22 protein-coding genes are annotated in these 23880 nt (G+C 47.3%); 20 read left to right on the forward strand and 2 right to left on the reverse strand.

The features are described from left to right. Positions 1-1020, reverse strand: a complete 1020-nt coding sequence (locus ERX40_RS02110) for an ABC transporter permease (RefSeq protein ID WP_133416846.1) — start codon at positions 1018-1020, stop codon at positions 1-3. A 79-nt stretch (positions 1021-1099) separates the two neighbouring features. Between ERX40_RS02110 and ERX40_RS02115 the strand changes: the two genes are divergently transcribed. The 5 genes from ERX40_RS02115 to ERX40_RS02135 are packed head-to-tail and all read left to right on the forward strand — an operon-like array spanning position 1100 to position 5260. Further along, positions 1100-1756 (forward strand): response regulator transcription factor, encoded by a 657-nt coding sequence (locus ERX40_RS02115; RefSeq protein ID WP_133416847.1) that lies wholly within the window; start codon positions 1100-1102, stop codon positions 1754-1756. Further along, a complete protein-coding gene (locus tag ERX40_RS02120; protein ID WP_133416848.1) occupies positions 1749-3071 on the forward strand; it encodes a sensor histidine kinase in 1323 nt (440 codons plus the stop codon). Before ERX40_RS02115 ends, ERX40_RS02120 begins: the two co-directional genes overlap by 8 nt. Positions 3072-3102: 31 nt before the next feature. Further along, positions 3103-3975: a ribosome small subunit-dependent GTPase A gene (gene rsgA, locus ERX40_RS02125; protein WP_133416849.1), complete on the forward strand. Its 873-nt coding sequence runs from the start codon at positions 3103-3105 to the stop codon at positions 3973-3975. Beyond that, on the forward strand, positions 3972-4619 hold the full coding sequence (gene rpe / locus ERX40_RS02130; RefSeq protein ID WP_133416850.1) for a ribulose-phosphate 3-epimerase: 648 nt from the start codon (positions 3972-3974) through the stop codon (positions 4617-4619). Before rsgA ends, rpe begins: the two co-directional genes overlap by 4 nt. Before the next feature lie 2 nt (positions 4620-4621). Further along, a complete protein-coding gene (locus ERX40_RS02135) occupies positions 4622-5260 on the forward strand; it encodes a thiamine diphosphokinase (RefSeq protein WP_133416851.1) in 639 nt (212 codons plus the stop codon). A 48-nt stretch (positions 5261-5308) separates the two neighbouring features. On the opposite strand, the gene rpmB is transcribed toward ERX40_RS02135, so the two are convergent. Further along, entirely contained in the window at positions 5309-5497 is a 189-nt protein-coding gene (rpmB, locus tag ERX40_RS02140) for a 50S ribosomal protein L28 (RefSeq protein WP_133416852.1), read from the reverse strand. Between the two features lie 195 nt (positions 5498-5692). Between rpmB and ERX40_RS02145 the strand changes: the two genes are divergently transcribed. From ERX40_RS02145 to cas3, 15 genes are all read left to right on the forward strand, one after another. Continuing rightward, positions 5693-6067, forward strand: coding sequence for an Asp23/Gls24 family envelope stress response protein (locus ERX40_RS02145; protein WP_133416853.1), 375 nt, complete (start codon positions 5693-5695; stop codon positions 6065-6067). 14 nt (positions 6068-6081) lie between these two features. Next, entirely contained in the window at positions 6082-7719 is a 1638-nt protein-coding gene (locus ERX40_RS02150) for a DAK2 domain-containing protein (protein WP_133416854.1), read from the forward strand. Between the two features lie 56 nt (positions 7720-7775). Continuing rightward, a complete protein-coding gene (gene recG, locus ERX40_RS02155) occupies positions 7776-9812 on the forward strand; it encodes an ATP-dependent DNA helicase RecG (protein ID WP_133416855.1) in 2037 nt (678 codons plus the stop codon). Positions 9813-9823: 11 nt separating this feature from the next. Then, on the forward strand, positions 9824-10444 hold the full coding sequence (locus ERX40_RS02160; RefSeq protein ID WP_133416856.1) for a class A sortase: 621 nt from the start codon (positions 9824-9826) through the stop codon (positions 10442-10444). Positions 10445-10537: 93 nt separating this feature from the next. Beyond that, positions 10538-11107 carry a transcription factor FapR gene (gene fapR / locus ERX40_RS02165; RefSeq protein WP_133416857.1) on the forward strand — a complete coding sequence of 190 codons (570 nt, stop codon included), beginning with the start codon at positions 10538-10540 and terminating at the stop codon, positions 11105-11107. After that, positions 11104-12081, forward strand: a complete 978-nt coding sequence (plsX, locus tag ERX40_RS02170) for a phosphate acyltransferase PlsX (RefSeq protein WP_133416858.1) — start codon at positions 11104-11106, stop codon at positions 12079-12081. Before fapR ends, plsX begins: the two co-directional genes overlap by 4 nt. After that, positions 12074-12967 (forward strand): ACP S-malonyltransferase, encoded by an 894-nt coding sequence (gene fabD / locus ERX40_RS02175; protein ID WP_133416859.1) that lies wholly within the window; start codon positions 12074-12076, stop codon positions 12965-12967. The genes plsX and fabD overlap by 8 nt, the downstream gene beginning before the upstream one ends. Next, positions 12967-13701, forward strand: coding sequence for a 3-oxoacyl-[acyl-carrier-protein] reductase (fabG, locus tag ERX40_RS02180; RefSeq protein WP_243712894.1), 735 nt, complete (start codon positions 12967-12969; stop codon positions 13699-13701). Before fabD ends, fabG begins: the two co-directional genes overlap by 1 nt. 22 nt (positions 13702-13723) lie before the next feature. Beyond that, positions 13724-13957, forward strand: coding sequence for an acyl carrier protein (locus tag ERX40_RS02185; protein ID WP_133416861.1), 234 nt, complete (start codon positions 13724-13726; stop codon positions 13955-13957). An 89-nt stretch (positions 13958-14046) separates the two neighbouring features. Further along, positions 14047-14772: a ribonuclease III gene (rnc, locus tag ERX40_RS02190; RefSeq protein ID WP_133416862.1), complete on the forward strand. Its 726-nt coding sequence runs from the start codon at positions 14047-14049 to the stop codon at positions 14770-14772. A 1-nt stretch (position 14773) separates the two neighbouring features. Then, positions 14774-18292, forward strand: a complete 3519-nt coding sequence (smc, locus tag ERX40_RS02195) for a chromosome segregation protein SMC (protein WP_133416863.1) — start codon at positions 14774-14776, stop codon at positions 18290-18292. Then, a complete protein-coding gene (ftsY, locus tag ERX40_RS02200; RefSeq protein WP_133416864.1) occupies positions 18289-19482 on the forward strand; it encodes a signal recognition particle-docking protein FtsY in 1194 nt (397 codons plus the stop codon). The genes smc and ftsY overlap by 4 nt, the downstream gene beginning before the upstream one ends. Then, positions 19472-19798 (forward strand): putative DNA-binding protein, encoded by a 327-nt coding sequence (locus ERX40_RS02205; RefSeq protein ID WP_133416865.1) that lies wholly within the window; start codon positions 19472-19474, stop codon positions 19796-19798. The genes ftsY and ERX40_RS02205 overlap by 11 nt, the downstream gene beginning before the upstream one ends. 11 nt (positions 19799-19809) lie before the next feature. Beyond that, positions 19810-21162, forward strand: coding sequence for a signal recognition particle protein (gene ffh / locus ERX40_RS02210; protein WP_133416866.1), 1353 nt, complete (start codon positions 19810-19812; stop codon positions 21160-21162). Between the two features lie 282 nt (positions 21163-21444). Continuing rightward, on the forward strand, positions 21445-23880 hold the full coding sequence (cas3, locus tag ERX40_RS02215; protein ID WP_133416867.1) for a CRISPR-associated helicase Cas3': 2436 nt from the start codon (positions 21445-21447) through the stop codon (positions 23878-23880).

Raw genomic sequence — 23880 nt, forward strand, 5'->3', positions numbered from 1 at the left:
TTATTCGCCTCCTAAAGCAAGTTGCGGGTCGATGCGGATGACTTTGATGAGTGACAGCAGTGCGCCGATCAGACCGACGACGAAGAAGAGACCCGCCAGTAATGTGATGAGCTGTGTACTTAAGTAGAATGGCATCGAGACCGGCAGCTGGCCTGCTAGCAGGAATGTCAGTCCGATGGCAGCGGCAACACCGATTGTCGTGATAATCAGGATCTCAATCAGGATCATACCGGCAATCTTGCTGTTCTTGAAGCCGATTGCCTTTAAGATACCGTACTCAGTCGTTTTCTGGATGGTGATGACATAGAAGAAGGCAGCGATGACGATCGCTGAGATGACGAACAGGAAGATGACCATCAGATTGAGAGGCATCTGTTCTGCACCGTAGCTTGCGATGCCATTTTTCAGGTCATCAGATGTGATGACTTCTGCGTCTGTCAGACCGTTAACATGATCCGCTTCCACGAGACCGACATTCGGTCCGATCTGCATGTTGAGACGTTTGATGCCGTCTTCTGTCATATAGCCGACCGCAGTATGGGCATACATATTGTCCTCTACATAACCTGTTACTTTATATTCGATGTCTTTGTTTTTGACTTTGATCGTATCACCGATTTTCATATCTTCCTGCAGATAGTCATCGATGGCGACCTCGTTTTTATTCTCCGGCATACGGCCTTCAGTGATAGTGGGTTCCGCATCTTTCATATAGACGGCGGCAAGTGCCTTATTGTTATCAAACGATGCCATCTGCATGGAGAGGAGCGGAATATTTCTGTCTTTCAGTGTCTCAACATCTGCATCAGTCAGCCGGGACGCAGTGAGTGACTGTTCTGCGTCGCTGTTGATGACATAGTGGCTTGCGTTCAGATCATCAATCAACGAGATATTATCTTTTGCAAGTCCTTGTGCTAAACTTGAGACAAAGAGGACGAGAAATGCGAGCAGGAAGAGAATAGCGGTAATCATCGCATATTTGAATTTGTAGTATTTGAGTTCCTGTAGTGCGAGCTTCATAATAAGAACATCCTTTCGTTTATGGTATACACTGATTATAGAATGCTAATATGAACGGAATATGAACAGGAGGAAAAAGATGAAAAGGATTCTGGTGGTCGATGATGAGCGGGCGATCCGTGAGATGGTGGCGCGTGGTCTCAAAACGTATGATGTGACTCTCGCGGCAGATGCAGAGGAAGCGATTCAGGTGCTGGATCATGACAGGATCGATCTCTGCATCGTTGACGTCATGATGCCCGGCATGGATGGCTTCACGTTATGTGACCACATCAAGTCCTATTACGAGAAACCCGTTATCATGCTGACGGCGCGCAGCGAGCTGAGCGATAAACGGTCAGCATTTGAAGCGGGGACGGACGATTATGTGACGAAACCATTTCTTGTGGAAGAGCTGGTCTTCAGAGTGAACGCAGTCCTGAGCCGTTATCAGCAGCAGTCAGCACTTACTTTCGGCCGTATGCACCTGGGCGTGGACAGCTACGAAGTGACGGTCGATGACAAGACGCTCTATCTGCCGAGAAAAGAATTTGAGCTGCTTGTCGAACTGGTCAGAATAGCACCGAAGGTCGGTACCCGTGAACAGTTGATCGAGAAAATCTGGGGATTTGATTTTGACGGAGATGAGCGGACGGTGGATGTCCATATCAAGCGGCTGAGAAAACGCCTCTCGATTTATCCTGAGATGGAGATCTCGACAGTCCGAGGTGTCGGCTATAAGGTGAACCATGTTTAAGCGTCTGTCGACACATTTTGTCGTCTCAACGCTTGGTGCACTCTGTATCAGTGCACTCCTCAGTTTTATCGTGGCGAACGTCTACTATCATCTCTTCCTGAAGCCGGCCAATGACGCACGTATCACCCATATCGTCACTGAGCAGAAGACCTTTATTGAGAACCATCCGGAGATTCAGGCAGATGCATTCTTCAGACAGCTTGCGACGCTGAACTTTCAGGTGCTGACCGTCCATAACGGTGTAACGAACTATTACGGCACCCCTTTTCGTCTGGAGAATCTGGAGGATGAGGGGCATGCAGTCTATCACGGTATCAAGGAACGGCCGTTCAGTCTCTTCATCACCGGTTTCTTTGATAACGAGACGCGCAATACCGTCGGGATGGATATGACGGTGAATGGTGAGAAATACAGAGTCTACATGCGTCCTGACGTCGGGCAGAGCATGGGGGAGTTCAGGATATTTCTCGCGATCCTGCTTGTCTATATTCTGATTTTCACCGTCTTTCTCATACTGCTAAGTGCAGGTTATCTTGTTACGCCGGTCAGAAAGCTGCAGCAGTTCGCCAACAGAATACGCCGCGGTGACTACAGCGATCAGTCCTCCATCAAGAGACACGATGAAATCGGTGTCCTCGCCCGTGAGATGGAGGAGATGTCGCGTGCTATCCGCCATCATCAGGCCACAAATGAGCGGTTTGTGGCGAATGTCAGCCATGAGATTCAGTCACCGATCACCAACCTGATCGGTCTGACGGATCAGCTTGAAACCCATGTAACCGATGAGACCATCCAGGCAATCCGGCATCAGTCAAGACGGCTCAGCGGTCTGACGAAGCAGCTGCTGACACTGGCGTCCATCGAGAATGAGGGTCATAAGCTGGTGACGGAGACATTCAGCGGCAAGGAGATGCTGAAAGAAGTCATCCAGACGTTTATGTATCAGCTGGACGAGAAGGAACTGCTTCTTGTGACACACTTTGATGGTAGTCAGCTGACAGCTCACCGTGCCCTGCTGATGCAGCTGGTGACCAATCTGCTGTCCAATGCCATCAAGTATTCGAGACAGGAAGATGAAATCCACCTGACTCTGAAAGAAAGTGTGATAACGGTGGAGGATCAGGGTATCGGCATGGATGAAAAGACTCAGGAGCATCTATTTGAACGCTTCTATAAATCAAAGGCTAAAGAAGATGATACACCGTCAAATGGTCTTGGCATGGCCATCGTCAAGGAGATAGCGGACCTGCACGGTATGACGATCGAAGTGGAAAGTCGCATGAATCAAGGGACGAAGATCAGTGTTGTATGTTAAAATAGGACTAATCTAGTAAAGAGGTGACTATGTGAGAGAAGGATTAATATATAAGGCGTTAAGCGGGTTTTATTATGTAGAGAGTGAAGGCATGAGTTTTCAGTGCCGGGCACGCGGTGTGTTCAGAAAGAGAGGCTTGACGCCGCTTGTCGGTGACCGTGTCAGATTTCAGATTGAAAACGAGACGGATGGCTATATCACAGAACTGCTGCCAAGAAAAAATGAGCTGGTCCGGCCGCCTGTCGCAAACATCGATCAGGTGCTGGTCGTCATGAGCGCGAAGGAACCTGAATTCAGTCTGAACCTGATTGATAAGTTTCTGGTGATTGTGGAGAGCTACGACATCACACCGAGCCTCGTCGTCACTAAGAAGGATCTGCTGACCCCTGACGAAATCAGCTTCCTGGAGAATAAACTGGATTACTATCGGTCTATCGGTTATCAGACTCACTTGATCTCCAACCTTGAGGATCAGCGGGTGATGCTGGATACACTGGTAACCGGTATCAATGTCCTGAGCGGTCAATCGGGTGTCGGCAAGTCGTCACTCATCAATGCGGCCAGGCCCGATATGAACCTTGAGACAGGTGTCATCTCGAATGCGCTGAACCGCGGGAAGCATACGACCCGTCACGTCGAACTGATCAGAAACGGCAAGGCCTATATTGCTGATACACCCGGCTTCAGTTCGCTTGAATATGCGCATATCGATAAGTATATGCTGAAGAACTGTTTCCCTGAGTTTGTGGCCGTCGAGCAGAACTGTAAGTATCGTGAATGCCTGCATGTCAATGAACCGAAGTGTGCGGTCAAAGAAGCGGTGGGTGACACGATTCTTGAGACACGCTACGACCATTATCTGCAGATGATGAACGAAATTGAGACGAGAAAGGTGAGATACTGATGAAAATTGCACCGAGCCTGTTATCATGTGATTTTACGGAGCTGAAAGAAGAAGTAAGGAAACTGGAAGCAGCAGGTGTGGATTATCTCCACTTTGATGTGATGGATGGTCGATTCGTGCCGAATATATCATTCGGGCTGCCGGTCCTGCAGCAGTTACGAAAGATAACGGACCTGACGATCGACAGCCATCTGATGATAGAGGAACCTGAGAAATATGTGGAGGCCTTCGCGGAAGCGGGTAGCGATATCATCACCGTACACGTGGAATCAACGCGGCATCTGCATCGTGTCATCCAGCAGATCAGATCGACCGGCAGAAAAGCGGGCGTCACGCTCAACCCCGGCACAAATATCCAGCAGCTGATACCAGTTCTGAGCGATGTTGATCTCGTACTGGTCATGACGGTCAATCCGGGATTCGGCGGGCAGTCATTTATCGCGAAGATGGTGGATAAAATCAAGTTTTTGGATAACTACAGAACGCAGCACAAGCTGAATTTCGAAGTCGAAGTGGACGGCGGCGTCAATAGTGAGACGGCAGTCTTATGCCGGGCAGCTGGCGCAGATGTGCTGGTTGCGGGCTCCTACTTCTTCAAACATACTGATTATGCTGAACCGACAGCAATCTTAAGAGGTGAATAACGATGGACCTACACTTATTATGCACATCACATCAGTTTAATACGGATAAGCTGGAGGTTCTCCGCGATGCAGACTGGATCGGTATCGATTACGGCACACTGATGCTTGTCGAAGCAGGTATCACGCCGATTGCGGCATTCGGTGATTTTGACTCTCTGACGCCAGAAGAACTGGAAAGAATTCAGTCGACCCTTGAAGTGGATGTCCTGCCTGCAGAAAAAAATGAGACGGACCTTGAAGTGGGGGTGCAGTATGCGCTGACACTCGACTATGACCGGGTCTTTATCCACGGTGCGACAGGCGGCCGGATGGATCATTTTCTCGGCAACCTGCAGACTTTGCTGAATGAGGATATCCTGTTGTCACCGATGGAATTCTATATCGTGGATGAGATGAATATCATTCAGGTGCTGCCGACGGGTACCCATATTATTGCCAGGAATGCTGAAATGAAATATGTCTCGTTCATTCCAGTAGAAGCGGGTGTCATCCTGACGATTGAAGACCTGAAGTATACGCTGCCGAGAACGCAGCTTGCGATGGGAACGACCCGTACGGTCTCAAATGAATTCGTGACAGACCGGGCAGAAGTGACCGTTGAGAACGGCATGGTCTACATGATTCAGAGTAAAGACGCATAAAAAAAAGACCTTCCACACAAAGGTCTTTTTTTTGTATCTATATATTCATTAAACGCGAGTGACTTTACCTGATTTAAGTGCACGGGCAGAAACCCATACACGTTTAGGTTTACCGTCAACAAGGATTCTAACTTTCTGTAAGTTAGCGTTCCAGCGACGTTTGTTCGCATTAAGAGCGTGTGAACGGTTATTACCCGTCACAGCTTTACGACCCGTAACGTGACATACTTTAGCCATGTTATTTCCTCCTTTAATGACATATAGAGATACACTTATCTTTCCACACCATAGTAATTTAACACAATGATGAGAGAAATGCAAATCATTTTTCAGGTCATTCTAATAAGTTGTCACTTTCGCTACAATGCTTGTATATTATTCTGTTTATTGCGTATAATAACATGATGAATCAATTAATGGAGGAGGTTTATTATGACTTTAGAAATTAATAATGAATTCGGCAGCATCGACATTTCAAATGATGTCATCGCGATCATTGCAGGTGGAGCCGCTGTTGAGTGCTATGGTATCATTGGTATGGCGAGTAAACACCAGGTAAGAGATAATATCGCTGATATCTTAAGAAGAGATAATTATTCAAAAGGCGTAATCGTCACGCAGAGTGACGGGACACTTGATGTCGACATGTATATCATCGTGGCTTACGGCACGAAAATCTCTGAGATTGCAAGCAACGTTCAGAGCGTTGTCAAATATACGTTAGAGAAAACATTAAACTTAAAAATAAATTCAGTGAATATTTATATCCAGGGTGTTCGTGTCATTAAACTGGATGAGGAAGAATAAGGAGGATCATTGGAATGAACAAAATAGATGGCAAGCTATTTGCTGAAATGATTGCTGCGGGGGCAAATAACTTATCACAGAATGCAGAGTATGTTGATTCTCTGAATGTCTTCCCGGTACCGGATGGTGATACGGGGACGAATATGAATCTGTCGATGTCGTCAGGTGCAAAAGAAACAAAGGCGCATGTTGAGGCGCATATCGGTAACGTCGGCAAAGCGTTCTCTAAAGGACTGTTAATGGGTGCGCGCGGTAATTCCGGCGTAATTCTGTCACAGCTGTTCCGAGGTTTCTCCAAATCAGTTGAAAACTATGACGAGATTGATGCGAAGCGATTCGCAAAAGCCTTTGATTCTGGTGTCAAAACGGCGTATAAGGCGGTTATGAAACCGGTTGAAGGAACAATCCTGACTGTCGCACGTGAGGCGAGTGCATATGCGAGCGAAGTCGCGCAGTCGACTGATGATGTGATCACAGTAATGGAAGCAATCGTTGAAGCGGGGAATGCCTCACTGCAGCGTACACCGGACCTGCTGCCGGTTCTAAAAGAGGTCGGAGTAGTGGATAGCGGCGGACAGGGTCTTGTCTATGTCTACGAAGGATTCCTTGCGGTAATGAAAGGTGAGAAGATCGCTGAACCCGTCAATGTGAAGATGGATGATTCATTCATCAATGACGATCATGATTTCGGTGATGTCGTCAAGACTGAGGATATTGTGCCTGGTTTCTGTACGGAATTTATGGTGCGTTTCAAACCGGGCATGAAGTCTTTCAATGAAGATGACTTCAGAAATGATATGTCTGAATTCGGTGATTCACTGCTTGTTATCTCCGATGATGAGATCGTCAAGACACATGTTCATTCAGAAACACCGGGGGAAGCCCTAACTTACGCGAGCCAGTACGGTGAAATCATCAAGATCAAAGTGGAGAATATGCGTGAGCAGCACCGCGAAGTCCTGCGTAAACGTGGCAATAAGCAGCAGGCGAAAGAAGTAGAAAAAGCAGTTATCACGATTTCAATGGGCGATGGAATCACCAAACTCTTTGAATCTATCGGCGCCACGCATATCATCAGCGGGGGCCAGACGATGAACCCTTCAACTGAAGATATCGTTAAAGTCATTGAATCCTCTAAATGTAAGGAAGCCATCATTCTGCCGAATAATAAGAACATCATCATGGCAGCGGAACAGGCAGCCTCAGTCGTGAATATCCCCGTCATCGTCATTCCGACGAAGACCATTCCGCAGGGGATGACAGCACTACTGAGTTATACGCCTGAAGCTGAACTGAGTGACAACAAAGAAGAGATGACTGAAGCGATTCAGCATGTGAAGTCTGGTTCTGTGACTTATGCGGTCCGGGATACATCTATTGAAGGTGTTGAGATTGAAAAAGGGGCGTATATGGGACTCTTCGAAAGCAAGATCAAAGTCTCTGACCGTGACCAGCTGACAGTCTGCACTTCTTTACTGGATGCGATGATTGACGAAGACAGCGAAATTGTGACCATCATCGCCGGTGAGGAAGCAGATGCCCAGCAGGTGGAGACACTGACCGCTTATCTTGAAGAGCATTACGAAGATGTAGAAGTAGAAGTACAGGAAGGGCAACAACCGATCTACAGTTTTATCTTCGCTGTAGAATAATCCTAGCGCTGTTTCGATCTGAAACAGCGCTATTATACTATTTAAAGAGGGATGGCATGAACAGACAGCATTTAATAGAAACAGAGCAGCCGCTCACGGAGCTGAAAGGGGTCGGGCCACAGACCGTGCTCAAGCTGAATGATCTCGGGCTCTTCACGATGAGCGATATCATCCTGCATCTGCCGTATCGCTATGAGGATGAGACGGTCGTCAATATCAACGATGCGACTGACGGTGAGAAGATAACGGTCAGCGGTGAGATATACAGTACGCCCCGGATCAGCTACTTCGGCCGCAGTAAATCCAAGATTATGTTCCATATGCTCGTCGATGGCGTGGCGATACGTGTGGAATATTTCAACCAGCCTTATCTCAAGCACCAGGTGGTCATGGGGGAGACGGCGACAGTGACCGGCAAATGGCAGCGTTCAAAACAGATCATCCAGGGAGTGAAGTTCCATAAGGAGGTCAGTTCTGACGACATCGCCCTCGTACCGCAGTACAGTCTGAAAGGGCTGATCAAGCCGCGTCAGTTCCAGAAGTTCGTCGAGCAGGCCATGCAGTCTACAGAAATCACGCCGATGATTCCGAAGTATCTGGCTGATAAGTATAAGCTCTGGGATCTGAAGGAGTCACTGGAAGTGCTGCATTTTCCAGCTGATCCGCATGCGCTCAGACAGGCGAAGCGGACATTCGCTTTCTGTGAGCTCTTCTTATTTCAGCTGAAGATGTGTATGCTGAACCAGACCGAACATCAGGCCGGCCTTGCTGTCAGTATCGATTATGATATCGATGCGGTCAAAGCATTCATAGAGACGCTGCCGTTCGAACTGACGGCTGCCCAGAAGCAGGTGGTCAATGAGATATTCCGGGACATCAAGCTGCCGATGCGTATGAACCGTCTTCTGCAGGGCGATGTGGGTTCCGGTAAGACAGTCGTCGCGGCCATTGCAATGTATGCGCTGAAGACAGCAGGCTACCAGAGTGCCCTGATGGTACCGACCGAGATTCTGGCAGAGCAGCATGCTGAAAGTCTGGCCGGTCTCTACGGTAATCAGGTCCGGGTAGCCCTTCTGACCAGTTCAGTGAAAGGGAAAAGACGCCGGCTGTTACTGGAGCAGCTTGCCGCCGGTGAAATTGATATCATGGTCGGTACGCATGCCCTGATACAGGAGGAGGTCATCTTCCATCAGCTTGGGCTTGTGATTACAGATGAGCAGCATCGCTTCGGCGTCAACCAGCGCAAAAGACTGCGCGAGAAAGGTGACGATGCGAATGTGCTGTTCATGACGGCGACACCGATTCCGAGAACGCTTGCTATATCAGTCTTCGGTGAAATGGATGTCTCCAGCATCAAGGAGCTGCCGAAAGGGCGTAAACCGATTGAGACGAGCTGGGCGAAGCATGAAGAGATGGGCACCGTACTGGCAAAGACTAAAGGGGAGATCACGAAAGGGCGCCAGGCTTATGTCATCTGTCCTTTGATTGAAGCATCTGAAAAGCTCGATGTTCAGAATGCGGTGGAAGTATATGAGACATTCAAGGCTCACTTCGGTGAACGTGTCGGACTTCTCCATGGGCGTATGTCCTCAGAAGACAAAGATCATGTGATGGAGCAGTTCAGCAGCCATGAACTGGATGTTCTCGTCTCAACGACAGTCGTTGAAGTGGGTGTCAACGTACCGAATGCGACGATGATGATCATCATCGATGCGGAACGTTTCGGCTTATCGACACTGCATCAGCTGAGAGGACGGGTCGGCCGAAGCGCCCATCAGAGTTACTGTATCCTGATCAGCGGCCCATCAACGGAAAGTGGCATCGAACGGATGCAGATCATGTGTCAGACGACGGACGGGTTCCTGTTATCGGAGAAAGACCTTGAGATGCGTGGACCCGGAGACTTCTTCGGCGTCAAGCAGAGTGGTCTGCCGGACTTCAAGGTGGCGAATATCGTTGAGGATTATCGCATGCTTGAAGTCGCACGGGACGAGGCCAGTGAAATCATATTAAGCGGGAAAATTGATGAGCCGGAGAATATCTGGCTGAAAAAGCGTATGCTGCTTGAAGTCAGCACGCTTGAAATCGATTAAGGAGTGGAGCGATGAGAATCATCTTAAGATTACTGGGCGTCCTGTTGATCCTGGCAGCTGCCGTGCTGTTCTTCTGGCAGGATATCCGGGCGTATATGACAGACCAGGTGAATGCAAAGGTTATTCAGGCTTACGAAAAGAAAGAGGAGACACCGACAGTCAATGAGCTGGAGAAGTGGATCACAAAGACGGAACCTGATAAGCTGCAGCTGAAGGACGATATGCTCGGCTACCTGAAGATTCCGGCAGCAGATATCAATGAACCCCTGCTGAACGGTCCGGCCACGCAGGCCAACTTGAAGAACGGTGTCTCGCTTGTGGAGGCCGGTGAGGAGCTGACCGAGCAGAATATAGCGATTGCAGGTCACCGGGTGGAGGGCGCAGGCATCAGATTCAATTATCTGGACCGCGCGAAAAAAGGGGATATCGTCACGCTTGTCACTAGAAGCGGTGCGCAAGATTATAAGATCTATGATATCTTCACTGTCAATCCGTCACAGGTGGACGTTTTACGTGAGCAGCAAGGAAAGCCGCAGGAGCTGACACTGATTACCTGTGAAAGCTATAATCCCGAGACCTTACTTTTTGAAGAAAGAATGATTGTAAAAGCCAGAATCCTAAAAGCAGGATAAGTGTCAAAAAGGGCGCTTTTTAGTTATTGATTAACAAGACACAAGGTTGTATGATAAACTAGTTAGTACCAACTACTAAAAGGATGTACTAGGATGAAGAAGTTGATTAAAAATGATCGGCAGCTGCAGCTGGCAGCTAAGCTGCGGGAGAATCCGTTTCTGACTGATGAAGATCTAAGTGATTTATTCAACGTCAGCATCCAGACGATTCGCCTGGACCGTCTGGAACAGAATATACCCGAGCTGCGTGAGCGTATACGTGATGTCGCAGCACAGAACCATGATGAAGTGAAGGCGCTGCCGCTTGATGAGGTCATCGGTGAGATCATCGAGCTGCAGCTGGATAAAGTGGCTATCTCGCTTCTTGAAATCAAGGAGGAGCACGTCTTTTATCGCAATAAGATCGCCCGTGGCCACTTCCTGTTCGCACAGGCGAACTCACTATGCGTTGCGCTGCTGGATGATGAACTGGCGCTGACCGTAAGCAGCGAAGTCAAGTTCATCAGACCGGTTAAGGAAGGTGATAGAGTCGTGACGAAAGCTGTATTGAAAGAGAAACGAAAGAAACGTGCCACAATCGAAGTGACGAGCATGGTTCAGCAGCAGGAAGTCTTCAAAGGCAAGTTTGTAATGTATTATTTTGGTGAGGGGGAAGAAGCATGATAAAAATAGCAGTCGACTTGATGGGTGGCGATAATGCACCTGAAATCGTCATAGATGGCGTCAGAATGTTGCTTGAAAAAGACGCGGATGTTGAGATTCTCCTGTTCGGAGACGAGAAATACAAGTTTGAACATGAGCGCGTGACTTTCCAGCACTGTACGGAAGCGATCACGATGGAGGATGAACCGGTCCGTTCCATCCGCCGCAAGAAGGATGCATCTATGGTCCGCATGGCTGAAGCCGTCAAATATGGCGAGGCTGACGCCTGCGTTTCAGCGGGTAATACCGGTGCACTGATGTCAGCAGGCCTGTTTATTGTCGGTCGTCTGCCGGGTGTGGAACGTCCTGCTCTGGCACTGACACTGCCGACAGTGGATGATAAAGGATTCGTCCTGCTCGATATGGGAGCGAATGCAGATGCAAAACCTGAACATCTTGAGCAGTATGCAGTGATGGGCAATATCTATGCGAAGGCCATCCGTAAAATCGACAAGCCGACTATCGGGCTTCTCAACATCGGTACTGAGGACAAAAAAGGGAATGCGCTCACGCGTGAGGCTTTCACCTTGCTGTCTCAGCACAAGGCGCTGAACTTCATCGGTAACATTGAATCAAAAGGTCTGCTGTCATCAGTGGCAGATGTGGTGGTGACTGACGGCTATACAGGCAATATGGTGCTGAAGACGCTGGAAGGTTCTGCTCATAACATCTTTAAGATGCTGAAAGCTGAAATGACCAAAAACACAAAGAATAAACTAGCGGCAGCTGTGCTGAATAAAGACCTGAAAAATATTAAGAACAAGATGGATTATTCAGAGTACGGCGGCGCGGTTCTCTTCGGTCTGAGCGGCATCGTGATCAAGGCCCATGGTTCATCGGACGGTGTTGCCTACTACAACGCGCTCCGCCAGGCAAAGGAATCGGTAAAAGAAAATGTCATCGCTGCGATGAGAGAAGAGATTGCCCATGACTAAACGTGTACTGATGTTTCCGGGACAAGGCTCACAGAAGGTCGGCATGGCAGCAGATTTAACGGAACAGGTGCAGGAACTGACAGCGGGTCTGGCATTCGATGTGCCAGAAATTATGGCGCAGGACGAAGCCAGGCTGAACCTTACACAGTATACGCAGCCTGCGATCGTCAGTCACAGTGCAGCACTCTTCTCTGAATTCAGGGGTGACTTCGACTATACGATCGGTCATAGTTTAGGTGAATATGCCGCACTCGTCGCAAGCGGCGTACTGAAGCCTGAAGATGCAGTGAAGATTGTTGCCAAGCGCGGTGCGCTGATGGCCTCTGCATTTCCTGAAGGTGTCGGTTCCATGGCAGCTGTACTCGGCTTGACCTTGGAGGAAGTTGAAGCGATCTGTCATGAAATTTCGACTGAAGACGCTGTGATAGAACCTGCCAACATCAACTGTCCCGGACAGATTGTGGTCTCAGGCCATAAGACGAAGATTGATGAGCTGGTGACAAACGGCAAGTCACTCGGTGCCAAACGGGTATTGCCTCTGAATGTCTCAGGACCGTTTCATTCATCAATGATGCAGGTGATTGCTGATGAGTTCAGTGACTATATCGATCAGTTTGACTTCAGTGATGCTAAGGTTCCGGTCATACAGAATGTGTCAGCCAGCCCTGAAACTGCAGCTGATACCATCAAGGAGCAGCTGATCAGACAGCTGTATTCACCGGTCCGTTTTGAGCAGTCAGTCAGAAACCTGATGGATGCGGGCGTGTCAGAATTTGTTGAAGTCGGACCCGGCAAGGTGCTGGGCGGATTAGTAAAAAAAATCAGCCGTGATGTGACAATCACGTCTATTGAAACACTGGAAGATATCGAAGGGTGGAATAAATAATGGCAACAGCTCTAGTAACAGGTGCATCGCGCGGTATTGGTCGCGCCATCGCACTGCAGCTCGCTGCAGATGGCTATGATATCGTTGTGAACTATGCAGGCAGCAAAGACAAAGCGGAGGAAGTCGTCTCCTTAATTGAAGAGTCAGGCCGTAAAGCCATCGCCGTTCAGGCGAATGTCTCTGATAAAGAAGCGGTCAAGACGATGATCAATCAGGCGATTGAAACATTCGGCTCAATCGACGTCGTGATCAATAATGCCGGCATCACACGTGATAATCTGATGATGCGGATGAAGGAGAACGAATGGCAGGACGTCATCGATACCAATCTGACAGGTGTCTTCAACGTTGTGCAGGGTGTCACGAGACAGCTCCTGAAGCAGCGTTCCGGTACAATCATCAATATCTCAAGTATCGTCGGCTCAATCGGTAATGCGGGGCAGGCCAATTATGTCGCAGCTAAGGCAGGTGTCGAAGGGCTGACGAAGACCTTTGCCCGTGAGCTTGCTTCCCGGGGTATCACCGTCAATTCGATCGCACCCGGTTTTATCGTCTCCGATATGACGGATGAACTGAACGCAGATATCCAGGCGGCGATGAAGGCGCAGATTCCGCTGGCCAGGTTCGGGGAAGTAGCTGACATTGCACATGCTGCTAGCTTTTTAGCGTCTGATAAGGCAAAATATATTACAGGACAGACCATTCATGTCAATGGCGGCATGTTCATGCAGTAATCATTTCAAGGAGGTGAAAACAATGGCAAATTTCGATAAAGTAAAAGACATCATCGTAGACCGTTTAGGTGTGGATGCTGATAAAGTAACACCTGAAGCTTCTTTCAAAGATGACTTAGGTGCTGACTCTTTAGACATCGCGGAACTCGTGATGGAACTTGAAGATGAATTCGGTATGGAGATTCCGGACGAAGAAGCTGAAAAAATCAACACAGTTGGTGACGCAGTTAATTTCATCGAATCTTTAAACAAATAAGACGAAGTGGTCTCAGTCGAGACCACTTTTTCTTTTTTTTCGTCTCTTTTTAACGTAAAATAGTATAGATAACGTCAAGGAGGACATTTATGAACAAAAAGCATGCGATCTTATATCAGTTTCATCAGAAATTCGATAACAAAATGAAGGAGCTATCAATTATACCTCGCAACCCGAAAATCTATGAGCAGGCATTCTCCCATTCAAGTTTTATCAATGACTTTAAAATGAACAAGATCACGGATAATGAACGTCTCGAGTTTTTAGGTGATGCGGTGTTAGAATTGGTGGTTTCTCAATATCTTTACAGAGAACATAGCGATATGTCAGAAGGACAGCTGACAAAATTACGGGCGTCTATCGTCTGTGAACCATCACTTGTGACATTTGCCTCACATCTGAATTTTGCTGATCTCATCCTGTTAGGGAAGGGAGAGGAAAAGACAGGCGGAAGAACCCGGCCATCACTGATTGCAGACGTCTTTGAAGCCTTTATCGGTGCACTGTATCTGGACCTCGGCTTTGATGCGGCGGTCACTTTTGCCGAAAAAGCCATCTTTCCTTATATCGCTGATGAACTATTGACGGGAACGCTTGACTTCAAGACTTATCTGCAGGAATATATGCATAAAAACGGAAGAGGACAGATTACTTACCGGCTGATCAATGAGAGCGGTCCCGCTCATTTCAAGGAGTTCACTTCTGAAGTACTTGCAGGCACGGCTGTCATTGGTGTCGGTACAGGCCGGACTAAGAAAGAGTCAGAGCAGCAGGCTGCACGTCTTGCGCTTGAAACCGTGCAGTTAGGAGAATAAGATGGTTTATTTAAAGGCAGTAGACGCATATGGATTCAAATCATTTGCTGACCGTACAACGGTTGAATTCGACAAAGGACTGACGGCGATTGTCGGACCGAACGGATCAGGTAAAAGTAACATCACGGATGCTATCCGCTGGGTGCTGGGGGAACAGTCTGCCAAGAGTCTGCGCGGCGCACGCATGGAAGACGTCATTTTCTCAGGTACTGAGAAGCGGCAGCCGCTCAATTATGCGGAGGTCACTTTGAAGCTTGAGGATGCATTCGTCAGTGACAGTAAGCTCAATATCACCAGAAGACTTTACCGTTCCGGAGAAAGTGAATATTTTATCAATGGGACGAAAAGCAGGCTGAAGGATATTACGGAGCTGTTCCTGGATACGGGTCTCGGCAAGGAATCGTTCAGTATGATCTCACAGGGTAAAGTCGATGAGATACTGAACGCCAAGCCGGAGGACAGACGTCATCTGATAGAAGAGGCAGCAGGTGTTCTGAAATACAAGAAGCGTAAGAAAGAAACAGCATCAAAGCTGGAGGAGACGATGCTGAATCTATCACGTGTCAATGACATCATCTTCGATCTGGAAGCACGTGTTGAACCGCTTCAGATGGAAGCCGCTGCTGCTGAGGAATATAAGGCGCTCACACAGGAGATGAAAGAGGCGGATATCCAGGTCACAGTGACGGATATCAGAGAGCTGAAGACAGAATACACACGTCTCGGGCAGGAGATCAAAGAGTTCACTGAAATGATTGAACTGAAGCAGGCGCGAGCGGGCAGACTGGAGACAGAGTTAAGTGAGATGAATCATGACCGTGACCGTCTGACCGCAAGTCAGGAGGAACTGAACCGTCGGCAGCTTGAATTGTCGACAGGACTCGAACGACGTCAGGGCCGGTTATCTGTACTGTATGAAAAACAGGACAATCTCGCACAATCAGAAGCGCGTCAGCAGAAAGAACTTGAGAAGCTGACTGCTGAATTAGCAACCGTCAATCAGGCAGCAGAAAAGCTGGCATCAGAGCAGACAGAACTGCAGACGGAACTGAGAGACCTTCGTCAGGAAGAACGTGCATATGTACGTAAGCTGTCTGATCTGAACAGTGACGTCGTATCACTGATTGAAACAGCACGCGACAGTTACTATCAGATTCTCAGTGAGCAGACTGCCGCAAGAAACGAACTGAAATATATTGAAAAAGAGCTCGCTCAGCTAGCGCAGTATTTTTCAAAAGAGAGCGCGGAGGATGCTGAGGCTTACGATCAGACGGTAGCTGAACAGGCTGATATGAAAGACCGACTGACAGCGCTTGAGCGCACGCTTGCTACCTGCCGGAAGGATTATAAAGAGTCTCTTGAAACCATCCGCAGTCAGCGCAGCCGTTATCATGAACTAGATGAGCAGCTGCGTCAGGCCAACCGCTATATCGACAGACTGAAAGCGAAGCATCAGAGTCTGACAGCGATGCAGGCAGAATATCAGGGCTATTATCAGGGGGTCAGACTCGTACTGAAAGAACAGCTGGATGGTGTCCACGGTGCTATCGCTGAGCTTATCTCGATAGAACCTCGATTTCAGACAGCGCTTGATATAGCGCTAGGTGGTCAGCTGCAGAGCATCGTGACAAGCGATGAGAAGAGTGCTCGGACAGCAATCCAGTTCCTGAAGAAACAAAAAGGAGGCAGAGCGACATTTCTACCTCTGACAACGATTCAGCCGAGAAGTATGGCTGAAAGCATCCGGACCCGACTGGAAGATGAGAATGGCTATATCGGTATTCTCAGTGATCTGGTTCAGACTGAGAAACGTTATACTTCCATCATCAGCAATCTGACAGGACGCGTCATCATTGCCGCTGATATGGAGGCGGCGAACCGCCTGGCACAGCTCATCAGTTATAAATTCCGTATCGTCACGCTTGATGGTAATGTCGTGAACCCGGGCGGCTCCATGACAGGCGGCAGCGTGAATCAGTCGTCTGCACTGCTCAAGCAGAAAGAGGAGATCACTCAGCTGGCCGGTCAGATCGAGGTATATACCGCTCAGCTGACAGAGCTGGAGGCAGCCTTCGCTGCTCTCAAGAGCGAACTGACAGAGACAGAACTCAGGTCTCAGAAGCTTCGCAACGAAGGTGAGGCGCTGGCAGAGGAAGAAAGAGAGCTGAAGTCAGCGCGCGACGCTCAGAATGCCAGACTCTCTGAACTGAAAGCACGTCAGCAGCAGCACGCTGCCCGTGTCACTCAGAAGAAAGAGCTCACCACTACCCGCCAGCAGCTGACTGCAGCTGTCGCTGATAAAGAGAAGGAATTAAAGGAGATAGAGAGCCGAATCTCGGATTACCAGCAGCTTCAGACAGATGCCCAGTCAATTGAGCGGGAGACGACAGCAGCTCTGACAGAGGTTCGTCAGCAGCGGATGATACTGGAAGAGCGACAGAAGTATCAGCACGACAGAGAAAAGGAGAACTCTAAGCGGAGAACCCAGCTTGAGACGGCGATGAACGATATTGAATCAGCTGACAGCATAGAGAACCTGGAAGAGGCCATTAAAGCGCTGAAAGCTGAGATCAGCAGTGACCAGGGTGAACTGGATAGTGTCTCAGCACAGCTGGATCAAGCTAAAGCAGCAGGCGACGACATCACTGCCGCACTCGCTGACAGACAGGAGACCTATCACGAACTGATGCGGCAGATCAGCGGTCTTGAGAATGGTACCGGTGATATGAAGGGCAGATATGCCCGTATAGATGTACAGCTTGAAAACCTGATCTATCATCTGACGGAAGACTATCATATGACGTATGAGTCAGCTGAAGAGCAGTATAGTGAGCCACATGATATAGAATCACTTCGCCAGCGCGTCAAGCTGACGAAACGGGCAATAGATGAACTGGGACCCGTCAATCCCGGCGCCATCGAGCAGTATAAGGATGTCAAGGAACGCTATGATTTCCTGACAGAGCAGGAGACCGATCTGCTTGCTGCCAAGGAGACACTGGAAACCATCATCAGAGAGATGGATGATGAGGTGACGACCCGTTTCAATGACACGTTCAGCAAGGTGCAGTCGAACTTCGGGGAGGTCTTCCGGGAACTTTTCGGCGGCGGCAGCGGTGAACTGAAGCTGAACAACGACGATAGCCTGACCGCAGGCATCGACATCATGATTGAACCACCGGGCAAGAAGCGCCAGCACCTGACATTACTGTCAGGCGGGGAACGTGCCCTGACAGCGGTCGCCCTGTTATTCGCCATCCTGAAGGTGCGGACCGCGCCGTTTGTGATACTGGACGAAGTGGAGGCAGCACTGGACGAGGCGAATGTCATCCGTTTCGGCAGCTATGTGAAATCACTGAGTGACGATACACAATTCATTGTCATTACCCACAGAAAAGGTACAATGGAAGCAGCGGACCGCCTGTACGGGGTAACCATGCAGAACTCAGGTATCACCCAGATGGTCAGCGTGGACTTGAATCAATTAAATCATAATGACATAAAGGAGCTAACAGAATGAGTTTTTTTAAGAGACTGAAAGATAGATTTGCGCCGACTGAAGACAGACGTGAAGAATTGCCGCTAGACGAACTGGAACCACAGGAACATGACGATCAGCCTGCAGAGACCTATTCACAGCCAGCACCGAAGAATGATGACTGGTCATTTGACTTCGATGATGATGACCTGATGTCGATTGAAGAATTTGAGGAGCTTGAGGCACAGCAGATCGGTGCGAAGTTCCGCCAGGGTCTGGAGAAGTCACGTGAGAACTTCCAGAACCGGCTGAACGATCTGCTTGCTCATTATCGTACGGTCGATGAGGACTTCTTCGAGGCACTTGAAGAGATGCTGATTCAGGCAGACGTCGGCTTCAACACAGTGATGGAACTGGTGGAATCCCTTCGTTTCGAGGCGAAACGCCAGAATATCACTGAGACCGCAGATCTCCGTGAAGTCATCGTCGAGAAGATCGTTGAAATCTACGAGCAGGAAGACGACGAACTGCAGGCGATGAATATCCAGGAAGATGATCTGACGGTCATCCTGATGGTCGGAGTCAACGGTGTCGGTAAAACGACGACCATCGGTAAGCTCGCACACCGTTACCGTCAGCAGGGCAAGCACGTGATGCTGGCAGCAGGGGATACATTCCGTGCCGGCGCCATCGAACAGCTGCAGGTATGGGGAGACCGCGTCGGTGTCGAAGTCGTGACGCAGGCTGAAGGGTCGGACCCCGCAGCTGTTATGTATGACGCCATCAATGCCGCTAAAAATAAAGGGGCGGATATTCTGATCTGTGACACAGCAGGCCGTCTGCAGAATAAGGCGAACTTGATGAACGAACTGCAGAAAGTGAAGAAAGTTCTATCAAAAGCCGTGCCGGGCGCGCCGCATGAAGTTCTGCTCGCACTGGATGCAACGACAGGGCAGAACGCACTCGTTCAGGCTAAAGCTTTCAAGGAAGTGACAGATGTGACAGGTATCGTCCTGACGAAACTGGATGGTACAGCGAAGGGTGGTATTGTCCTTGCTATCCGTAACGAACTGCATATCCCGGTTAAATTTGTCGGACTCGGTGAGAAACTGGACGACCTGCAGCCATTCGATGCAGAAAGTTATGTCTACGGTTTATTCGCTGACATGATTGAGAACAGCGGCGTTGAAACAACTGACGAAGATACAGAAGAGAGCAACCATGCAGGATAATATCGATAAGACGATGCGGATGAACTATCTGTTCGATTTCTATCAGGGACTGCTGACGGATAAGCAGCGCAACTACCTTGAGCGCTATTATCTGGAGGATGAGTCACTGTCAGAGATTGCAGAGGCTTTTCTCGTGTCGAGACAGGCCGTTTATGATAATATTAAACGGACTGACGAACTGCTGGAGGACTACGAGGTCAAGCTCGGACTGTACCGTAAGTTCGAGGAGAGACAGCAGCTCATTACAGAGATGAAGGACATGACAGACAGTGAAGCCTTAATCGAAAAATTAGAACAGTTAGAAATGATTGAATAGGGGGTCATAGCGTGGCATTTGAAGGATTATCAGACAGACTCCAGGCGACCATGCAGAAAATCAAAGGTAAAGGGAAGGTAACAGAAGCGGACATCAAAGTGATGATGCGCGAAGTGCGGCTGGCACTTCTTGAGGCCGATGTTAACTTCAAAGTCGTGAAGCAGTTTGTGGCGACAGTTTCAGAACGTGCGCTCGGCAGTGATGTCATGACGTCACTGACACCGGGACAGCAGGTCATCAAGATTGTTCAGGATGAACTGACCCAGCTGATGGGCGGCGAGAACACACAGATCAATATGAGTAAGAAGCCACCGACAGTCGTGATGATGGTCGGTCTGCAGGGGGCAGGTAAAACCACCACTGCCGGGAAACTGGCGCTCCTTATGCGGAAGAAATTCAACAAGAAACCACTTCTCGTGGCATGTGATATCTATCGTCCCGCTGCGATTCAGCAGCTGCAGACGGTCGGTAAACAGATCGATATCCCGGTCTTCACGTTAGGCGACCAGGTCAAACCGGAAGAGATCACGCGTCAGGCGCTTGCACACGCGAAAGAAGAACATCTGGATTTCGTCATCATTGATACGGCAGGTCGACTGCATATTGATGAGGCGCTCATGAATGAACTGGTTGATGTCAAGGAAGTATCCAAACCGGACGAAATCATGCTCGTCGTCGATGCCATGACCGGCCAGGATGCGGTCAACGTAGCGGAGAGCTTCGACAACCAGCTTGACGTCACAGGTGTCACACTGACGAAACTGGACGGCGACACTCGTGGGGGTGCCGCACTCTCAATCCGTAGCGTGACGCAGAAACCGATCAAGTTCGTCGGTATGAGCGAGAAGATGGACGGACTTGAGCCGTTCCATCCGGAGCGTATGGCTTCACGTATCCTTGGCATGGGTGATGTGCTCAGCTTGATTGAGAAAGCACAGGCATCTGTTGACGAGACGAAAGCGAAAGAGCTTGAGCAGAAGATGAAGACTTCTTCATTCACATTCGATGACTTCCTGGAACAGCTGGATCAGGTCAGAAACTTAGGACCGCTGGATGACCTGCTGAAAATGATTCCAGGTGCGAATAAAATGAAGAACGTCCAGTCGCTGAACATGAACCCGAAACAGATTGACCACGTCGAGGCGATCATCCGCTCGATGACAGCGAAAGAACGGAAAGATCCATCGATCATCAACGTCTCACGCAAGAAACGTATCGCAGCAGGCTCAGGCCGCAGTATGGCAGAAGTCAACAGGCTGATCAAGCAGTTCGATGAGATGAAGAAAATGATGAAACAGTTCTCAGGAATGAAAAAAGGCAAAAAAGGCCGTAACCCGTTCCAGGGCATGAACCTACCGTTTTAAATTATGAGAAAGACTACTTTATTATAAAAATAGTCTCAGATTGAAGACAAACTCATTTTTATACTGAGTTTGTCTTTTTTTCTTTGAAAAAATATAAAAAAAGTAATAATAGAATCCTTTATTATAAAAGTAGTCTTTTTTAATGCCTAATAAAGCTACCAATAATTTCTATGAATTCGCTTGCATGAGAGGAACTTGCAAATTATACTAGAAAAGGGAAGGAAATTTTTATTAAAATTGTATTTTGTTATTTATTTTCAGGGAGAAAATGAGGTATAAACTATGAAGCTGATTGCTCATATTGATCAAAATCTGAACAAAGTACAATTATTAGAAGAACACTTGATAAATGTAGCTAAAAATGCTTCGCTTGAAGCTGATAAAGTAGGATTAAAACATTCATTGTTCTTGCTTGGACTTCTCCATGATGCCGGAAAATCAGATCGATTATTTCAACATAAACTTAAGGTGGAGCCATCTCTTCATGTCAATCATTCTTCAGCAGGAGCTAAGTATTTATTGGAATACATAAATAGAGAGAAGGCAGTCTGGCCAGAAGAGGCTGATTTCAAACTATTTCAAGAATACTTTGATGTCCTATTGTATGTCATCACTGCTCACCATGGGCTTTATGATATTTTACGGACCGATAGTCGGTGTAACTTCCTGGAGAAACGAGTCTTCTACGACACGAATGATGAGCATGAACCTAGTATCAAATCACTTAAAAATAAGATAAAAGATTATCATTATTCTGAGGATGTTCAAACCTTCGTGAATAGTCTTTTAAAGAGGTATCAGATTGATTTAACATTATGCATAAAAAAATCATTCGAAGAATATAAGAAGTTCAGTAAAACACTGGAAACTGAAGATGTCAAAGAAGCGGCTTTTTATAGTAGTCTAAAAGTGAGACTGATGCTATCATACCTGAAAAACGCTGATATTGAAGACACCATAAATGCGTACGGCAAAGTGATAGAGCCATTGAAAAAAGAAGCTATTGATGAAAAGAAGCTTACCTACTTAAATGCAGTTGAAACGCACTACAGAATGTTCGGTAAGCCGACATCAGAAATTAATAAGATTCGTAGTAGCTTAGCAGAAAACGCCTTTATCCGAGGACGAAGTGATCAGAAAGGTATTTATCAGCTTAATTTACCTACCGGTGCCGGCAAGACTCTTATTTCATTGAGATATGGAATGCAACAGTTAGTCCATCAGAATAAAGATCGCTTTATTTATATTACGCCTTTTCTATCAGTACTTGAACAGAATGCGGCTGAAATTAAGAATATATTAAAAGATAAGGATATTACTGAGCATCATTCTAACGTCATCCAAACAAAAGATAATGACACTGATGAAAAAGATGAAATTTTAAAACAGTATCTTCAAGATACGTGGTCAAGTCCTGTTATATTAAGCACAATGGTTCAGTTCTTTCAGACTCTTTTTACAGGTAAATCAAATAATATAAGACGATTCTCCTCACTGGCTAATAGTGTCATTATTCTGGATGAGGTTCAGTCGTTGCCAGCTGAAACGGTGCATTTATTTAATATGACACTTAATTTTATAGCTTATACTATGCAATCGACTATTATCCTTTGTACCGCTACACAGCCTCTCTACAATTCACAGTATATTCAGTATAAAATCAGGTATCAGGACGAATCAATTAAAAATATTGTTCACTTAACCGGTGAAGAGAGACAGATTTTTGACCGTACAGAAGTGCATAACTTAAATCAAGGAGAACCCATAGATGAATCAGTGATAATTGATTACGTCAAAAGATATGAAAATGACAGTATTCTGGTGATTCTGAATACAAAAAAAGCAGTAAAAAAAGTGATAGATGCACTTGAAGGAACTGAACGTCCGCTATACTACCTGTCGACCAATTTGTGCCCGAAACACCGGCAGAATATTATAGCGCAAGTTCAGTCGGATTTAAATCAGCAACGACCTGTTATCTGTGTGAGTACACAGCTGATTGAAGCGGGAGTAGATGTTGATTTCCAAAGATTAATCAGATCTTATGCCGGAATCGATTCTATAGTACAGTCAATGGGACGCTGTAATCGAAACGGTAATTACTCTAAAGGATATGTACAACTGGCAAAAACAGTGGAAAGTTTTGAAAATCTAGAGTCGAGTGCACTTAGAACCATTCGGGACAAAGTCCAGATAACAGAACGACTAATTGGTGACTATACTGGGGCAATAGATATGGCAAGGTTCAACGATGTCTTCTACGAATATTATTACGCGAATCACCAGTCACTTATGGACTTTCCGCTCGGTAAAGACCAGCGGACAGGCGTATCTCTATTATCTACAAATGAAAATCTAAGTCAGAAAAGCAAGATTTTAAATGGTCTAAGACAATCTTTTCAAACAGCTGGATCTAAAATCAGGCTTATTAACAATCAAACTACCGGTATTATTGTTTATTATCAGAATAGTAAAGAGTTGATAGAAGATTTGATTAGAGCAATTGAACTCTATGAACAAGGTTATGATTCAAGCAAACTAGTTCAGATTAAAAATCTGCTCAATCAGCTTCAACCATATACCATCAGTGTATATGATTTCAATGCTGTCAGGGACAAGACAATGTCATTTCTGGATGATCAGGTATATATTCTTACAGAAGGTTATTATAACGATGAAGTTGGTCTTGTCGAAATTAATGATGACTTTATTTTTTAG

Origin of the sequence: Macrococcus carouselicus, from assembly GCF_004359515.1 — a bacterium.
Taxonomy (GTDB): Bacteria; Bacillota; Bacilli; order Staphylococcales; family Staphylococcaceae; genus Macrococcus; species Macrococcus carouselicus.

Excerpts from the sequence above, each read along its gene's own strand:
- ERX40_RS02135 (WP_133416851.1), top strand. The coding sequence starts at position 4,622 with ATGGACCTACACTTATTATGCACATCACATCAGTTTAATACGGATAAG.
- ftsY (WP_133416864.1), top strand. The coding sequence starts at position 18,289 with ATGAGTTTTTTTAAGAGACTGAAAGATAGATTTGCGCCGACTGAAGAC.
- smc (WP_133416863.1), top strand. The coding sequence starts at position 14,774 with ATGGTTTATTTAAAGGCAGTAGACGCATATGGATTCAAATCATTTGCT.
- fapR (WP_133416857.1), top strand. The coding sequence starts at position 10,538 with ATGAAGAAGTTGATTAAAAATGATCGGCAGCTGCAGCTGGCAGCTAAG.
- ERX40_RS02150 (WP_133416854.1), top strand. The coding sequence starts at position 6,082 with ATGAACAAAATAGATGGCAAGCTATTTGCTGAAATGATTGCTGCGGGG.
- ERX40_RS02115 (WP_133416847.1), top strand. The coding sequence starts at position 1,100 with ATGAAAAGGATTCTGGTGGTCGATGATGAGCGGGCGATCCGTGAGATG.
- ERX40_RS02185 (WP_133416861.1), top strand. The coding sequence starts at position 13,724 with ATGGCAAATTTCGATAAAGTAAAAGACATCATCGTAGACCGTTTAGGT.
- ERX40_RS02205 (WP_133416865.1), top strand. The coding sequence starts at position 19,472 with ATGCAGGATAATATCGATAAGACGATGCGGATGAACTATCTGTTCGAT.
- fabD (WP_133416859.1), top strand. The coding sequence starts at position 12,074 with ATGACTAAACGTGTACTGATGTTTCCGGGACAAGGCTCACAGAAGGTC.
- ERX40_RS02160 (WP_133416856.1), top strand. The coding sequence starts at position 9,824 with ATGAGAATCATCTTAAGATTACTGGGCGTCCTGTTGATCCTGGCAGCT.
- ERX40_RS02120 (WP_133416848.1), top strand. The coding sequence starts at position 1,749 with ATGTTTAAGCGTCTGTCGACACATTTTGTCGTCTCAACGCTTGGTGCA.
- ERX40_RS02110 (WP_133416846.1), bottom strand. The coding sequence starts at position 1,020 with ATGAAGCTCGCACTACAGGAACTCAAATACTACAAATTCAAATATGCG.
- fabG (WP_243712894.1), top strand. The coding sequence starts at position 12,967 with ATGGCAACAGCTCTAGTAACAGGTGCATCGCGCGGTATTGGTCGCGCC.
- cas3 (WP_133416867.1), top strand. The coding sequence starts at position 21,445 with ATGAAGCTGATTGCTCATATTGATCAAAATCTGAACAAAGTACAATTA.
- ERX40_RS02145 (WP_133416853.1), top strand. The coding sequence starts at position 5,693 with ATGACTTTAGAAATTAATAATGAATTCGGCAGCATCGACATTTCAAAT.
- recG (WP_133416855.1), top strand. The coding sequence starts at position 7,776 with ATGAACAGACAGCATTTAATAGAAACAGAGCAGCCGCTCACGGAGCTG.
- rnc (WP_133416862.1), top strand. The coding sequence starts at position 14,047 with ATGAACAAAAAGCATGCGATCTTATATCAGTTTCATCAGAAATTCGAT.
- plsX (WP_133416858.1), top strand. The coding sequence starts at position 11,104 with ATGATAAAAATAGCAGTCGACTTGATGGGTGGCGATAATGCACCTGAA.
- rpmB (WP_133416852.1), bottom strand. The coding sequence starts at position 5,497 with ATGGCTAAAGTATGTCACGTTACGGGTCGTAAAGCTGTGACGGGTAAT.